Raw genomic sequence first — 16,256 nt, 5'->3', positions numbered from 1 at the left:
GCGCTCCGTGTCAGTGGGGTCGCATTATAGGGCGGCGAATAAAAAGCGCAAGCGGTTTTTGAGGAATTTTTGAAGAAAAGTGATAAAAACGGATAGTTTGAGCAAAATCCATACTAAAACACCAATAATAGTCAGTTTTCGTGTTTCAATTTTGCTCTTTAAATAAAAAATGCCGCTATATAATAGCGGCATTTCGTTATAGAAACAGACTTATACTTTATATTTGGCAACCGCATCTCGTAAGACTTTGGCTTGCTCCGCCACTTCTTCACTACTTTGCGCATTTGAATTAGCATGTTGAGAGGCCACTTGGGCTATATCTCTAATACGAACTACATTTTGATTAACTTCACTTGCAACCTGATTTTGTTCATCAATTGCAGTAGCAATATGCGTACTCATATCCATAATTGTTTGTACGTCTTCAGTGATCATGCCAAGTAACTCTCCCGCTTTCTCCGCCTGCGCGACACTTTCTGCTCCTTGATCTCGGCACTGCTGCATAATGTTGACAACTTCTCTAGTTCTTTGTTGCAACGTAGAGATAATACTTTCAATCTCTTGTGTTGAGTCTTGAGTACGCTGAGCGAGAGAACGAACTTCATCAGCTACCACCGCAAAACCACGACCTTGTTCGCCAGCACGAGCGGCTTCAATCGCTGCATTCAAGGCAAGCAAATTAGTTTGCTCTGCTATACCACGTATTACATCAAGAACAGAACCTATCGTTTCACCATCTTTTTCTAGCTGTGATACTACATCAGATGCACCACTTAGTGATTCTGATAGAGCGATAATATGCTTGATTGTGGCATCCACTTCATTACGGCCTTGCTGTGCATTGCCATTCGTAGACTCAGCTTTTTGAGAAGCCGCTTCTGTGTTGTGAGAAATATCTTGTATCGTCGCTTGCATTTCAGTCGCAGCAGTTGCAACCATATCGGCCTCATGAAGCTGCTCATTCATGCCGGCGCTAGTCTGAGCTGTAGATTCTGTTAAATGAGAGGTAGCGTCATTAATTGTGCTCAAAGCACTATTAACCTCGGAAATTAATATCTTAAAGTCATTTATTAAGCTATTAAAGTCTCTTGTCATAATCGTAATTTCGTCATTACCACTTTGCTCAATCGTCAGTCCCAAGTTATTTTCTCTACGTATTCTTTCTATTGTAAGATAGACACGCTCTACTGGTCTGATAATCGAGTTACTGGTTGATAATACAAGTACCATTACAAACAGCGCAGCTACGCCGAAAATAACGAAAGCAATATATTGAACGCTACTAGAACTTTCCTCAATCGCCTGCTTAGTAAGATTGACAACATCTGTTACTAGCCTCTCACTTGCCTCGACACTTTTCTTCATTTTACCTAGTGCGCCATCCTCTAGATGTAAGCCAAGCTTAACCTGAGCATCAACAAGCGCTTTAAATTTACCTTGATATTCAGATAATAAGCGCAGTAAATCAGCTTCATAATTGCTCGGAAAACCAGCAGCTTTGATTTGCTTTGAAAAACTATTCACTAGATCAGAAAACTTAGATAAGTACTTCAAGTCTAAGCGCAGCATAAAGTCTTTTTCTGCACGACGTAACTGCAACATGGTAGCCAGTAGCTCATAGTTTTCACGCTCTTTAAGTAACGTTTCAACTTCATGCACCGCGCTTCTTAGCTCACCATACAAGGCATGTTTAGGATGCATGCCAATAGCTTTTTGCAGTTCAACAACATTCTGAAAATCAGCATTATACTGTTCGGCTAACCGTTTGAACTCAATAATTTTAGCTTTATCAATACCAAAGTCATCAAAAATCTTCTCCAATTGAGCGATTGTTCCTTTCAACTCAGTATACTCTTGATTAAATTGCTCTAGAGCATCTTCTTCTTTGTAAAATAAGAAGTTTTTCTCATGCTTTCGCATTGTTAGTTCATGAGCATCTAACTCTTTCGAATACTGAATACCATTATTAAGCTGAAGCATTGTTCGCGCTTCGTAAATAATTACAACTAACATTACAATTAATGCAACCCCAACAACCAATGCGTTGAGCTGTAGTCGCCGTTTGATAGTGAGATTTTCTAACAAAGCCATACCTTTACCTAGTTATTGCTAATCTAGGGCAAAGTATAGCTGAGATGTTTCTTCACTGCTTCTGTTAAAATTGCACTAAATGAAATTTACCGAAAAGAGGGATAATACATTCACGATTATGCAGCATCTGAAGATGCGCCCTCAACAACCGACCATAATTGATTATGCAAAGACTCGACATCATGCCACTGGCGATTCATCAACCAATGAACCAAAGGAGTAGGGTCTGACGGAAAATGTACAATATTAGCCATTGGTAACTCCAAAAACTCTTCCAGTGCGTTGGAGCTGAGATAATGCATCACTTTAGCTCTTCCCATACTCTCTAATGTTATTGCATTTGTGAGCTGTTCAAATTGACCACTAAGTGGTTTTAGTAGCAGTTTCTTACCAAATTTCATTGCTTCGCTAGATAGCTCAAAACCTGCATTAGCGACTATGCCACTGGTATTTGCCAAATCCTTTAAAAAGCCATCTCGACTTGGAGCACGTAAATGTACATTTGACAACGACTGATCCTGCGCGTCCGGGTGGTAACAATAGAACTCCTTATCCGGAAAATCTCTAAGTAGGTCAATTATCTTCGACAGTTCCTCAAAAGGGAGATATACGAGTATTTTATTAGCAATGGACTGACATTGAGTATCAGGCGCTTCATATGGAATGAAAGGGGGTATTATATTTTTCGTAAAAGGTTGCCAATGAACCCCTAAATGAATATCTGCTGGTGCAAACTGCTTCATTAGGCGACGGGTCAGAAATCCTCCCCCCTCAAGTGGCACTTCTGGGAATAAAAACGATGCTTGATGACTCATCGCGATAACAGGCACTTTCGCAAATTTAGCGGCCCATGCCGTTATGGGTTCGAAATCATTGACCACTAGATCATATTTAGATAAGTTCAACTGTCTTATATCTCTAAATAACTTACCTATTTTCAGTTGCTTGAGTGTGCCTAACTTGTCGATTTGTCCTCCCTGAGAAGCAAAGCTTAACCCGTCCCTACTTTGGTAACTTCCAAATACATCCATATCAAAATACTTTTCCCGCGCTCGCCCCGAGAAAAAGTAATCCACCTCGACACCAAGTTCCGTAAAGCACGCAGCCATCACGCGAGCCCGAGTTGTATGACCATTTCCTGTACCTTGTACTCCATACAATATTTTCATAGCGTTCCTACTATACCAATCGCCAAACTTGCACATCCAACTCCCATCAATGCACCAACAATCACATCTAATGGGTAATGTACGCCAACAACAACACGAGATAACGACACACCAATTGCCCAAATAATCAGTGGAATTGATAAAATAGGTAAATGCTCAGATAGACACGTAGCATATAACCAAGCACCAGCGCTGTGTCCAGATGGCAAGCTAAATTTATCGCTCGGTGTAAGTAATGCTTTTTGAGCAAAACAATCGCACGGACGCACTCTGGCGATGCGATTTTTTACATAAAAATAAATTGGCCGCTCCATTGCAAACGCAAGCACCGTCGTTAAAGCAAATAACTGCCCTAATTGTTCTAAAAATATTGCACATAGCAGTGCCATCAGAACATATAGACCACCATTACCGCTTTTTGAAAACCCTAGTGCGATAAGTCTCCACCAGTGCTTTGGGCTTGGGGTGAAAACCGCAAAATATAACGCTGTATCAAGCTGTGCCAGCTTACTTTTCATAACATCTTACTCACATGCTGCGTATTAACTCAGAATAGAAGAGGTAAATAACAAAACTGTGACAATTTTAAGACACTAATATGTAAGTTACTGTTTACCATTGCTAAGGCGTCATATGCGAGTATACTGAGCCTGACTTAATGTTATTTTCAGAGGATAATAGTTATGGATTACAGCACTTCCGACTTATGTGATCACTTTGCCGATGTGGTTGATGTGCTCGAGCCTATGTTCATCAACTTTGGGGGTCAACCTGCTTTTAGTGGCCGCATTAAAACCGTTAAGTGTTTTGAAAATAACGAGCTTATCCAGAGCATGTTGGAGCAAGATGGCACCGATTGTGTCTTGTTAATAGACGGTGGAGGTTCCACACGACGCGCGCTCATTGACATTGATCTCGCTGAACTCGCTGTCGAAAACAATTGGCAGGGTATTGTTGTCTATGGTGCTGTGCGCCATGTTGATGAGCTAGAAGAATGTGATATCGGCATTCAAGCCATCGCTTCCATTCCAGTTGCAGCAGACAGTGAAGGCTCTGGTGAACAAGGCATTCCTGTCAACTTTGCGGGTGTGTCATTCTTTGAGGATGACTTTTTATATGCTGACAGCACTGGCATTATTATATCTGCCGATGAATTATTACTAGAACCTGAAGAGCAAGAATAATCTTATATGGCTAGTTGGTTACATGTTTATAGTGAGGCTGATATCACTAGCCTCACTACTACACGCGAAAATGAACAACGTTTTTGGCAAGCACTCACATTTTTAGATCCAAATTCACAATTACAGTCAGCACTCAAAGATGCGGCTGCGTTTGGTATTAAGTATGTATTATTGGGCATAAATGAAGACTTTGGTCCCAGAGCTAATTGCGGAAAGGGCGGTGCAACACTTGGATGGCAAGCATTCCTACAACGCTTTTTGAATCTGCCGTGCAATGACTTTCTGACACCGAATAATGTGCTTTTGCTTGGCGAAATAGATTGTGATGATCTCCAACAACTTAGTGACCAACTGGACAACTCACATCCAGAACAATTAACTGCTTTGAGAAATTTGTGCGAACAGCTAGACGCTAGAGTATCACATGTTTTAGCGATGATATTTGCTGCGGGGCTTGAACCCATTATTATTGGTGGCGGCCACAATAACTGTTATGGCATATTAAAAGCACTTTCTCAAACTACTGGTGTACCATGTAACGCTATTAACTTTGATCCTCATGCCGATTTTAGAGCCCTTGAAGGCAGACATAGCGGTAATGGCTTTCATTATGCTTACGAGCAATCATTTTTGGCCGATTACCATGTTGTAGGCCTACACGAGCAAAAAAATAATCAAGCGATAGTAACGGCACTTAAAAAAGCTAATTTCAGTTTTACCAGCTATCAGGAAATTCAGGTAAGTAGGGAGTGTTCCCTGACTAAAGCCTGCGAAATTGGCTTAAATCGTTTCGCGAATAAAGCGCCATTAGGGATTGAAGTTGACGTAGATAGCATTAGTTATATGCCTGTCAGCGCTTTCACAAATTGCGGCTTTAACGTAAGTGATGCTGAGCATTTTGTTTACCTTGGCGCACAGCAGTCCAGTTCAAGCTACTTACATTTATGTGAAGCAGCGCCAGCCAATCACCCATATGGATTAAATCAAGGTATGCTAGAAGCTGGTCAGGTATTAAGTGGGCTTGTCTGTAGCTATCTCAAGGGCAAGGCTGATTAATTAGCTGTTACGTTGCAAGTGCCACTGATGTAACCAGCTCATGATGTTCTTGGTATTCATTGGTGAAGCTAAATGATGTCCTTGTATTGCATCGCAGTTCAACTTTTTAGCGAGTGCTAGCTGTTGCTCGCTTTCCACGCCCTTGCACATCACTTTAATACCACGTAGTTGCTGCATCGCTATCATATCGGTAAGCACTTTGTCGATCCCCTGTGGCTTGGGAAGCTGAGTTAAAATCGGTGACAATTTGATATAGTCAACTCGTAAGTCTGCAAGACTATTGAGAGTAATTGGATAGTCTCCAAATCTATCAATACCAACATCAACTCCGAGTTGACGTAACTCTTCGATACGACTTTGACTTTTCTTATCCATATTTTCAAGCAAAGATGATGGGTACTCCAAATGAATTTCACCAGCTTGTAAGTAATGCTCTAATAATACGTGCTCCATAAAATCTAAAAAGCCATCACGAAAAATTTCAGGCCCGAATACGTTCACGGTCAATGGTACTTGTATATCTTCCATTTTTAATGCCATGGCAATTTCAGCCGCCCGCTCTATAACGAAGTGTGCCACGGGCGTAGCTAATCCAGCTAAGCGGACATCATCAATAAATTGCTCTGCATCTAATAGACCATGTTTAGGATGTGGCCATCGCAATAACAATTCCAGATAGGCAATTTCTCCACTTGGATGAGTAAATGCTGGCTGAAAATAAATCTCAAATGCCTCATTGATTGCGATATCTGCAAGCTCTCTTAACCGCATTTGCTGATCTACTTGGGAAATTTGCATGTTTTGCTGATAGGCACAAATAGCGCTTCCAGGCATTTTGTCTAATGCTAGATAAGCACACGCTATAAGACTATCAAATTGACCTAGCTCCTCATCGCAATGCACATAACTGGCTCTTGCCGAGATCTCAAGGGTGCAATTACCGACAAAGAATGGCTGTAAAGTACATTGCAGTATATCGTCAATAAGCTGCTCGTGAAGATGCTCGTAACGGGCAAGGCGGCACACAAACGCAAAATGAAGCCCTCCTAGATGAGCTAATCTAGACACTGAGTTTCCGTGCGGAATAGGAAAAATATCGTTACTATGTAGTTGCTGTTTAATACGGTTTGCCGATTCAGATAGCAAGGTATCACCAAACTCCCGTCCTAGCTGTCGATTAACCTGCTCTACTCCCTCGAGGAATATCACCACCAATATAGCAGCACCAGGGTCAAGGTTACGCTGGATTTCATAAGCTTGGCGCAAGCTTGCTCTATCTGGCAAACCGAGAGCATTGCCAACTTTACCTCTCTCTTGTTCATTATCGAGAGGCTGCTCAGCGTTGTAATCATCGCTTAACGCATACATAAGTCCAAAATATATAGGGAACAAAGCTGTTGCTGTAAGAGTTATCGGCCATTGAGCAAGTAAGTAACCACATAATAATACCGCATACAAACATGTGCATATTGCAATGACCCTTGCTGGCCAAGGAGAAGTAAATGAAAGGGAGTAAATAAAATAAACAGCAAATACGATCGCAAGCAAATATATTGCTAGTGGAATGTTTAATGACAATAGTAATAAGGTGATGGCGCAAAGGGCTGCATGCAACCCTTTTAGTAGCGCTTCTCGTGCAACTATAGTGAGCATAATGCCTGCTGTGAATACACCTCCAAGCAGCATCGCTTCAAGTAGCGACATAACACCGATATTCACATTACTAAAAGTTGGGGCCAACCAAGTAGAAATTAGTACTAACACCCACTCACCATAATAATAATCTATGAGTAGTTAATAAGTTTACCCGAGATCCATAGATTTGACAGGTCGCTGACACCAAATTGGTAGCTAAGTTGAGCTGGGTGCTCTACTTGCCACGCAGCGATATCCGCTCGCATGCCAACTTTAAGCACTCCACGGTCACTCAACCCCAGAGCTTTAGCAGCATTGACTGTGACTCCTTGCAATGTCTCAAGCGGTGTCATTTTAAACAATGTACAAGCCATGTTAAGCATTAACCTCAACGAACATAAGGGGGCGGTGCCAGGGTTAAAGTCGCTCGCTATTGCCATTGGCACTTGGTGCTTTCGCAGTAATTCAATCGGCGGCAGTTGTGTTTCACGTAAAAAATAAAAGGCCCCAGGCAATACAACAGCCGTTGTACCAGCTTTTGCCATTGCAATAACACCTCGCTCATCTAAGTACTCTATGTGATCTGCTGATAAACCAGCAAACTCTGCAACCAATTCACTACCATGTTGATTTGATAATTGTTCAGCATGACACTTTATTTTTAGGCCCAACTGTTTTGCTTTAGTAAACACACGTTTGGTTTGTTCATAACTAAAACCTACATTTTCACAAAAAACATCGACCGCCACAGCTAGCTGCTGCTGTGCTACCTTTGGCATCATCTCTTCACAAACGAGAGTAATATAATCATCTGCCCGGTTTTTGTACTCAGGGGGTAATGCGTGCGCCCCTAAAAATGTACTCTGCACATCAACTGGATGATGTTCATTTAGTAGCTGGTTGACTTTTAAAAGCTTTATTTCATTTTCGCAATCAAGTCCATACCCAGATTTACTTTCAACAGTGGTGACCCCCTCTCGTAATAAACTGTTCAGCCGCTCCTTGCCAACCACAAAGAGTGTTTCAATATCTGCCTCACGGGTTGCTCGAACCGTACTTGCAATCCCTCCGCCTTGCTGAGCGATTTGTTGATACGATACCCCATTTAAACGTTGCTCAAACTCTGCGGCGCGGTTGCCAGAAAACAAAATATGAGTATGACAGTCAATTAAACCTGGGGTTAATAACTGCCCTTTTGCATCGTGAAGTGGAGTCGCCAAAGCATCAAACTTAGGTATATCTTGCATATGCCCGAGCCAGACAATATTTCCATCCTTAATCATCACAGCCCCTTGCTCTATCAAACCATACGGTGCAGGTATATCGGCATCCATCGTGGCCAAAGTGGCGTTGGTGATCACTAAATCTACATCAAACATAATAGTCTCTGAAAAAATCAAGTTGCTAGGAGTGTAGCAAGCTTACTTGTATATACAATATAAGTGTGCCATCTTTATTTTTATAAAAATAAGCTGAGTACCTAGGATATTGGACGCACAACCTAAATTTGCCCAAATAAAACAGTATATCATTGATAATATTCGTGCAGGGGCCTGGCAAGAAAACCAAAGGGTTCCCTCAGAAAATGAACTTGCTGAACAGTTTACAGTCAGTCGTATGACTGCGAGACGGGCGCTAAGTGAGCTAACCGATACTGGCATACTAACTCGCAGCCAAGGTCTTGGAACATTTGTTGCGAGTTTTAAATCGCAGTCTTCACTACTTGAAATAAAGAACATTGCAGACGAAGTACAATTAAGAAATGGCCGTTATTCATGTACAGTCTTATTGTTAGAATCAATCGCAGCTATCGCACCCATTGCAATAGCATTGGGCGTAGAGATCGACAGCCAAGTATATCGCAGTGTATTGATCCATAACGAAAATGAAACCCCTCTGCAGGTGGAAGAGCGTTATGTAAACCCCACTCTGGCAGGTGACTACTTACAGCAAGACTTCAGCAATTTTACACCCCACGAATATTTATCTCGAGTCGCTCCTTTGACCGAAGCGAGGCACACTGTAGAAGCAATTATGCCAAGCAGCGAAGTGTGTGAATGGTTAGGCTTATTTAATGAGGAACCTTGCTTGCAAGTGATCCGCCGGACTTGGAGTTCTGCGGGTATAGTGAGTTTCGCCCGCCTCATTTCACCAGGAAGTAAATACCGTCTTGGTGGTCACTTAACTTTTAAGAAAAAATAGACGTAACATCTCTTTCACGAGGAAGATTACATTTTCCTCGTATGATGTATTTATATCAGGGTTGTTTATATTTTATGTTGATAATGAAAATCCAACCGACAAATTGCCGAACCGTCTATGATCCGCTCTACTTTCTCATCACTTGCAAAGGTCGGGGGCAAAGTACCCAATTGCTCACATTTTTGCTGATAATAAGCTTGACGGCTCGGGTGAGATGGATAACACAGATTATAGATATCATGGGCGTCATCCCAACAATTAAGCATCGTGAATATAGCATTGATCACGTCTTGCCGATGGACCATATTAACACTGCCTTGTGACGAGCTGCGCAACTGCTTACCTGAAACAAATCGTCCAGGTTCCCTGCCCTCACCAACCAAACCTGCAAGCCTGAGCACTTTCCCGCCATGGTTCAAAACCTGCTGCTCGGCACCAACCAACACTCGCTGTCTTGGTGAAGCAAGGCTGGTCTCACTTTGCTCACTGTAGCACCCACTGTCATCACTATAAACGCCCGTACTTGAGCACAATAAAAAGCCCTTACAATCCATCTCTTTGCTCAAAAGTAATGCCTGACCAAGGGTCTCTAAATAATTACTTTCTGCACTGCGAGCCCTTGGTGGAATCGCACATAGCCACCATGCATCTCGTAGCGTAATACGGTGCTGTACAACTCCTTCATCTAGGTAAAACGGGCGTTCAAAGTCACTGCTTTGAGTGGGTCTTGTCCGAGTACCTTCAACTTGCCACCCTTGAGCTATTGCTTGCAAGCATAGCGGCTGACCTAACCAGCCAGCTCCTAGTACTACTAGTTTGTTCATAGCAATGATTTAACCTTATTAACTTTTTGTGGTAGGCAACACGACTTCAGCACTTAATCCTCCTTGTTCTCTGTTTCTCAAGCGGACTTTACCACCATGAGTGGTAACAATACGCTTGATTATTGCCAAACCTAGACCACTCCCCTCACTACCTCTCGCTTGGTCCCCTTGTTTAAAAGGTTCAAACACACTTTCAAGCTCCGACTCTGGAATACCTGGGCCTCTGTCTTTAACTTTGATTGTAACTTCCCTTTCTCGTGGGCTGTAGTGCGTGCTTACTTCAATTGCAGCATCAGAATAACGGATAGCATTTTCTATCATATTGGTTACCACACGCTTAAGAGCAACCGTATTCATCAGTACAGGAGGGGTATTTTCGGCTTGGGTAAACCGTATTGTGCGTTTATGTTTTTTCTCTGCCTGAACAACATCTTCAACTAGCGCATTTATGTCTTCTGCGGTCATTTTACCACTATGATGATGGCGCAAATACTCAATAAACTGGTCTATTATCGCGTTCATATCTTCAATGTCAGCGATGATCCCTTCTTTTAAGTAATCTTCCTCATCAGCCATCATTTCAGTGGCTAAGCGAATGCGAGTAAGCGGAGTGCGTAAGTCATGAGAAACGCCGGCCATAAGGAGTCTGCGATCATTCTCTAATTGCGCAATCCCCTTAGACATTTGATTGAACGCTCTAGTAACTTCGATAACTTCTGTGGAGCCATCTTCAACTAAACGAGTAGAGAAATCCCCGACACCCACACGGCCTGCAGCCGTTTGTAATGCTTTAAGTGGCCTGTTCAAGTGACGTGCAAACCACCATCCTCCTAGCACACTTAAAAAACCAATACTGGAGAGGTAAAACACTAAAAATTCTAACTTGGTTTCACTTAGTCCTGTTAACGGTACTCTTACCCAATAACCCGGAGCTTGTGGTGCTTCAACCCAATATACGATTGGATCGCCTTGGCTGATCCTCACTCTTGCCGAACCATTCAACTGCTCAGACATACTCTTCGAAAGCAAGCTATACTCTTTCGCTCTATCCAAGCCATTTATATAGGCTTGACGCTGAGTCATCACCTCGATCCCTGTGATCTCAAAGAACTTATTTGAAAGGTCATCGTTAACTTCAACCCCATCCTCCCAATCAATAAACACGGTTTTAACCTGCTTAGCGAGCATTAAATTCACTTGCTCAAAAGTGGGCTTAAAGACATAAAGAGTGACGGTGATGTAGGACACTATTTGGTTTAAAAGTAGCAGTGCCCCGACAAAAAACACAGTTTGCCCAAAGGCACTTCTAGGAAATAAACTCATAGCCAATAACTATTTCTGACCATCTGGCACAAACACATAACCCAGACCCCATACTGTTTGTATGTAACGCGGATTTGCAGCATCTTCTTCAATCATGCGACGAAGCCTAGATACTTGTACATCAATACTACGCTCAAGTGCACTATAGTCTCTTCCACGAGCCAAATTCATTAATTTGTCTCGACTGAGTGGCTCTCTAGGATGGCTAACCAAAGCCTTTAAAACCGCAAATTCACCGCTGGTCAAAGACAGTACCTCATCACCCTTATGCATCTCGCGCGTGGCCAAATTCAATTTAAATATGCCAAATGCAACTTCATTTTCTTCAGCAGAAGGCGCGCCAGGTACCTCTTTAGCTCGACGACGCAATATCGCTTTGATCCTAGCAAGTAACTCTCTAGGATTGAATGGCTTGGGAATATAGTCGTCAGCACCCAGCTCTAACCCGATGATACGATCTACTTCGTCACCTTTAGCAGTTAGCATCACAATAGGAATCTCATTCTCTTTTTGTCTTAAACGACGACAAATCGACAACCCATCCTCTCCGGGTAGCATTAGATCAAGAACCATTAAATGAAAATTTTCACGCTCCAATAGCCTATCCATTTGCTCACTATTTGCAGCGGTACGTACGATAAACCCTTGTTCCACTAGGTAACGCTCTAAAAGGCTGCGTAAACGCATGTCGTCATCAACAACCAGCACCTTGGTAGTTTCATTTCCCATACTATGTTCTTCTTGTTATTAAACACCTTGGCTTAATATAATTGAAAAATGCCTAACTAGACACCATACCATATAAGAACTTTTGTTACCGAACGTTACAAGTTGAATAATGAGTGCCATTCACTATAGCCTTGAGTACAATCTGACGCGTATTATTACGTTCACGAACCTGAAAATAGCAAAATATGAAAACCAACCTGATCACCCCTGAGGGCTATCGACAACTTCAACAAGAACATGACCACCTTTGGCATGAAAAAAGACCCGAAATAACAAAAATTGTTTCGTGGGCAGCCAGCTTAGGTGATCGTTCTGAAAATGCGGATTACACGTTTAACAAACGTTTACTCAGACAAATAGACCGTCGTGTACGCTATTTACGCAAGCGTTTGCCTGACCTGAAAATTGTTGAATATTCTGAACAACAGGCAGGGAAAGTCTATTTTGGCGCTTGGGTTGAAATAGAAAATGAACAAGGTGATGTCAAACGCTTTAGAATTGTTGGCCCTGACGAGATATATGACCGTAAAGATTATATCTCCATTGATGCCCCGATGGCGCGCGCTCTACTTGGCAAACAAGTAGACGATGAATTTAGCGTTCATACTCCTGAGGGAGAAAAAACCTGGTTTATAAACAGTATTGAATATTGTATCTAAGCTTCTTATTCAATGTGGCTATGGTATGATTTGACTTATTTACGCTTACGCCGGTTGGCCATGCGTATGTAACTGAACTTTATAAGGATTTTGCATGAGCAACATCTCGGCTCGTTTAGCACAAGAGCTAAACGCCAAAGAGCAACAGGTGATCGCGGCAACCGCGTTACTTGACGAAGGAGCAACAGTCCCTTTTATCGCACGTTATCGTAAAGAGGTGACAGGTGGACTAGATGATACCCAATTACGCCTACTAGAGCAGAGATTAAGTTATTTGCGCGAATTGGAAGAGCGCCGTACGTTTATACTCAATACCATTGCTGAGCAAGGTAAATTAACGGATTCGTTAACCTCTGATATCAATGAAGCACAAAGCAAAACTGAGTTGGAAGATCTATACCTTCCATATAAGCCCAAACGCAGAACTAAAGGGCAAATTGCAATTGAAGCTGGCTTAGAACCTCTCGCAGATGCATTGTTTAGCGATCATACATTAGATCCGGAACAAGAAGCTCAACCGTTTATAAATAAAGAGCAAGGCATAGAAGATACCAAGGCAGCGCTTGATGGCGCAAAATTTATTCTAATGGAGCGATTCGCGGAAGATGCTAAGCTACTTGCAAAGTTCCGTCGCCATATCAAACAAAACGGTCAACTCGAAGCTAAAGTTATCGCAGGTAAAGAAGAAGCAGGCAGCAAATATCGTGATTATTTCGAGCACAGTGAAAAATTACTGAAAGTCCCATCGCATAGAGCGCTCGCTATGCTTAGAGCTCGGAATGAAGGCATTCTTCAATTAGCGATAAACCCTGAACCAGAAGTTGAGGATGCACAGCAATTTTGTGCCCAAATGATAGCAGATCATTATCAACTCAATGTACGTGATGCTAATGCAAGCCAATGGCTTATGAATGTTGTCCAGTGGGCCTGGAAAGTAAAGCTCGCTCTGCACTTGGAAAACGAATTTTTAGGTTCTTTACGTGAAAACGCTGAAACAGATGCCATTGATGTCTTTGCCAAAAACCTAAAAGACTTACTTATGGCTGCTCCAGCAGGCCCCCGTGTAACCATGGGCATTGACCCCGGTTTACGTACAGGCTGTAAAGTTGCTGTCGTTGATGCAACAGGAAAACTGTTAGCAACAAACACCATTTATCCACACGCTCCGCAAAACCATTGGGATAAATCCTTACGCACATTGGAACAGGTATGTCGTCAACATAAAGTTGAACTCATCGCAATAGGTAATGGCACGGCGTCTAGAGAAACCGACAAACTCGCCACAGAATTACTTAAAAGTGCAGCTGAGTTAAAGCTTAACAAAGTAATGGTCAGCGAAGCTGGTGCTTCGGTATATTCAGCTTCAGAGTTCGCTGCGAATGAATTCCCAGATTTAGATGTATCGCTGCGCGGTGCAGTTTCAATTGCGCGTCGTCTGCAAGATCCGCTTGCTGAATTGGTAAAAATAGAACCCAAGTCTATCGGTGTAGGTCAGTATCAACACGATGTTTCACAAAGCCAATTGGGACAAAGTTTGACCTCTGTGGTTGAAGACTGTGTAAACTCTGTAGGTGTGGATGTAAACACAGCCTCAATTCCTTTACTAACTCGCGTGTCTGGATTAAATAAAACACTCGCTACTAACATTGTAAAGTACCGTGATGAAAATGGCTCATTCACCAGCCGTAGTCAGCTCAAAAAAGTAGAGCGTCTAGGGCCTAAAGCATTCGAGCAAGCAGCAGGCTTTTACGGATCTTAAATGGTAAAGACCCACTGGATAGCTCAGCAGTACACCCAGAAGCCTATCCGGTTGTCAAACAGATTTGCGAAACAAAACAGATTCCAGTCACAATCTTGATCGGTAATACGGAGTTGCTTAATTCATTGGTTGCCAACGATTTTACTAGCGACACCTTTGGTTTGCCGACTGTGACGGATATTATCAAAGAGCTAGATAAACCAGGTCGTGATCCACGCCCAGAGTTCAAAACCGCGACTTTTAAAGCCGGTGTCGAGACCATCAATGATTTGAAAGTGGGTATGATTTTAGAAGGTGTTGTATCTAATGTTGCCAACTTTGGTGCATTTGTTGACGTGGGCGTACACCAAGATGGCCTCGTTCACATCTCCGCTATCACCAATAAGTTTATCTCTGACCCGCGAGAAGTAGTGAAAGCTGGTGACATTGTGAAAGTAAAAGTCATTGAGGTAGATGCACCTCGAAAGCGTATTAGCTTTACCATGCGCTTAGATGATGACGTTCATAACGCACCAAAAACTGCTCAACAGAATGCTCCGCAGAAAAAAGCGGCGCATACTAAAGCGACCAACAAGCCAAAACCTAAACGAGACGCAGGCAACGCTGCGATGGGGAATGCTTTTGCAGAAGCGTTCGCTAAGTTGAAAAAGTAAATGAAAAAAGCCGCATCTCATGATGCGGCCTTTTTGGTTTAGAAGCTATACCCGAAGTGACAGTGAAGCTGGCGTATCGGGTGAAGCTATATGTTGATAAAAATCGTTAATCCTAAGCGCTCTCGCTTGTATCTGTGGATCTCGTTCGATAGGTAACGCAACCGCATATGGATCCGCATCATCTCTAAGAGCTGCTCGCTCTTTTTGAACTAGCCTATCTTCTTCCTCATCATCTTTCAAACGTCGAGTCTGATACGTACCAATGCTACTGGCTGAGTCTTGCTCGCCATCATCGCCACTGATCTGTTGTTTCGCAAGTTCAGCTTGTGCAGCTGATATTTTCTGCGTTGCATCTGCCGCGATAGCACGATCTGCGCCTGATGGTTCCGCTGGAGCTAGTGCCGCCGCTCTGACCGTTTGCATCTTATCGATAGTTTGCTTTGGATCTCCCGGAACCTCTGCAACGTCAATCATAACCTCACCACCAACGGCATAATTGTTACCGTCAGGGCCACGCTGATACTCATAACTAGGTGAACCAGCGTACTGGCCGCCAACTCGAGCATGCGCTTGCTCATGTAGACGAACCTCTTGGTCCCTAGCTTTGAGCTCTTGAATTTCTTGCTGTTGTGCCTTTTCCTCACTCTCTGAGCGAGATTCTTTCTTCTCTTCTTGGTCGCTACCCTGCTGCTGGCCTTGCTGTTGTCCTTGTTGCTCTTTCTCTTCTATGGTTTTGTTTTTAGCCAACTGACCGTTATTTGTGTACAAAGAAGACTCATCGGGCGAATTTGCCTTAGTCTTGTCTCCCTCATTAGCAGGTTTGTTTTCTGTAAAACTGGCTGAGGTTGGAGGAGCTTTAGGAATTATTTCACGCAGCTGGTTGTCACGCTTAGCCGTCTCGGTATAAACGTTTGCTGTGTTGAGGTTCATCGCCGGTGGAGGCGTTACTATGTTCATAACATATCTAGGACT

13 protein-coding genes and 1 pseudogene are annotated in these 16,256 nt (G+C 42.8%); 5 read left to right on the top strand and 9 right to left on the bottom strand.

From position 1 onward, the window contains the following. Nucleotides 1-210 precede the first annotated feature (210 nt). The 3 genes from C2M32_RS02340 to C2M32_RS02330 all read right to left on the bottom strand — a co-directional run bounded on the left by C2M32_RS02340 (nt 211) and on the right by C2M32_RS02330 (nt 3,778). A complete protein-coding gene (locus C2M32_RS02340; protein ID WP_105166914.1) occupies nt 211-2,091 on the bottom strand; it encodes a methyl-accepting chemotaxis protein in 1,881 nt (626 codons plus the stop codon). Between the two features lie 116 nt (nt 2,092-2,207). Beyond that, entirely contained in the window at nt 2,208-3,260 is a 1,053-nt protein-coding gene (locus C2M32_RS02335; RefSeq protein ID WP_105166913.1) for an MJ1255/VC2487 family glycosyltransferase, read from the bottom strand. Next, entirely contained in the window at nt 3,257-3,778 is a 522-nt protein-coding gene (locus tag C2M32_RS02330; RefSeq protein ID WP_105166912.1) for a phosphatase PAP2 family protein, read from the bottom strand. The genes C2M32_RS02335 and C2M32_RS02330 overlap by 4 nt, the downstream gene beginning before the upstream one ends. Nucleotides 3,779-3,943: 165 nt before the next feature. On the opposite strand from C2M32_RS02330, the gene rraA reads away from it, so the two are divergent. Next, entirely contained in the window at nt 3,944-4,444 is a 501-nt protein-coding gene (rraA, locus tag C2M32_RS02325; protein WP_105166911.1) for a ribonuclease E activity regulator RraA, read from the top strand. A 6-nt stretch (nt 4,445-4,450) separates the two neighbouring features. Next, nucleotides 4,451-5,500: a formimidoylglutamase gene (locus C2M32_RS02320; RefSeq protein WP_105166910.1), complete on the top strand. Its 1,050-nt coding sequence runs from the start codon at nt 4,451-4,453 to the stop codon at nt 5,498-5,500. Here the strand turns inward: C2M32_RS02320 and C2M32_RS02315 are convergent, their stop codons facing one another. Continuing rightward, complete coding sequence (locus tag C2M32_RS02315; RefSeq protein ID WP_105166909.1) at nt 5,501-7,264, bottom strand: GGDEF domain-containing phosphodiesterase; 1,764 nt, start codon at nt 7,262-7,264, stop codon at nt 5,501-5,503. 20 nt (nt 7,265-7,284) lie between these two features. Then, nucleotides 7,285-8,514, bottom strand: a complete 1,230-nt coding sequence (gene hutI, locus C2M32_RS02310) for an imidazolonepropionase (RefSeq protein ID WP_105166908.1) — start codon at nt 8,512-8,514, stop codon at nt 7,285-7,287. A gap of 109 nt (nt 8,515-8,623) precedes the next feature. Here hutI and hutC point away from each other — a divergent pair, with 109 nt between their 5' ends. Beyond that, the gene (gene hutC / locus C2M32_RS02305) at nt 8,624-9,337 is read left to right on the top strand and encodes a histidine utilization repressor (protein WP_105166907.1); all 714 of its coding nucleotides are present in this window, start codon (nt 8,624-8,626) and stop codon (nt 9,335-9,337) included. Between the two features lie 65 nt (nt 9,338-9,402). On the opposite strand, the gene C2M32_RS02300 is transcribed toward hutC, so the two are convergent. Genes C2M32_RS02300 through ompR form a run of 3 tightly spaced genes read right to left on the bottom strand, consistent with a single transcriptional unit; the run spans nt 9,403 to nt 12,213 of the window. Then, the gene (locus tag C2M32_RS02300; RefSeq protein WP_199886096.1) at nt 9,403-10,161 is read right to left on the bottom strand and encodes an NADP-binding protein; all 759 of its coding nucleotides are present in this window, start codon (nt 10,159-10,161) and stop codon (nt 9,403-9,405) included. A gap of 18 nt (nt 10,162-10,179) precedes the next feature. Continuing rightward, nucleotides 10,180-11,484 carry a two-component system sensor histidine kinase EnvZ gene (gene envZ, locus C2M32_RS02295; protein ID WP_105166905.1) on the bottom strand — a complete coding sequence of 435 codons (1,305 nt, stop codon included), beginning with the start codon at nt 11,482-11,484 and terminating at the stop codon, nt 10,180-10,182. Nucleotides 11,485-11,493: 9 nt separating this feature from the next. Next, nucleotides 11,494-12,213, bottom strand: a complete 720-nt coding sequence (gene ompR / locus C2M32_RS02290) for an osmolarity response regulator transcription factor OmpR (protein WP_105166904.1) — start codon at nt 12,211-12,213, stop codon at nt 11,494-11,496. Nucleotides 12,214-12,398: 185 nt separating this feature from the next. Between ompR and greB the strand changes: the two genes are divergently transcribed. Then, the gene (gene greB, locus C2M32_RS02285; RefSeq protein ID WP_105166903.1) at nt 12,399-12,872 is read left to right on the top strand and encodes a transcription elongation factor GreB; all 474 of its coding nucleotides are present in this window, start codon (nt 12,399-12,401) and stop codon (nt 12,870-12,872) included. A gap of 94 nt (nt 12,873-12,966) precedes the next feature. After that, nucleotides 12,967-15,284: pseudogene (locus C2M32_RS02280) on the top strand (Tex family protein). Nucleotides 15,285-15,329: 45 nt separating this feature from the next. On the opposite strand, the gene C2M32_RS02275 reads toward C2M32_RS02280, so the two are convergent. Then, the gene (locus C2M32_RS02275) at nt 15,330-16,241 is read right to left on the bottom strand and encodes a putative metalloprotease CJM1_0395 family protein (RefSeq protein ID WP_105166902.1); all 912 of its coding nucleotides are present in this window, start codon (nt 16,239-16,241) and stop codon (nt 15,330-15,332) included. Nucleotides 16,242-16,256 lie beyond the last annotated feature (15 nt).

Origin of the sequence: Pseudoalteromonas sp. T1lg23B, from assembly GCF_002964665.1 — a bacterium.
In the GTDB taxonomy this organism is placed as follows: domain Bacteria; phylum Pseudomonadota; class Gammaproteobacteria; order Enterobacterales; family Alteromonadaceae; genus Pseudoalteromonas.
Note: the sequence above shows the minus strand (reverse complement) of the source record. Positions and strands in the feature narration are given on the sequence as shown.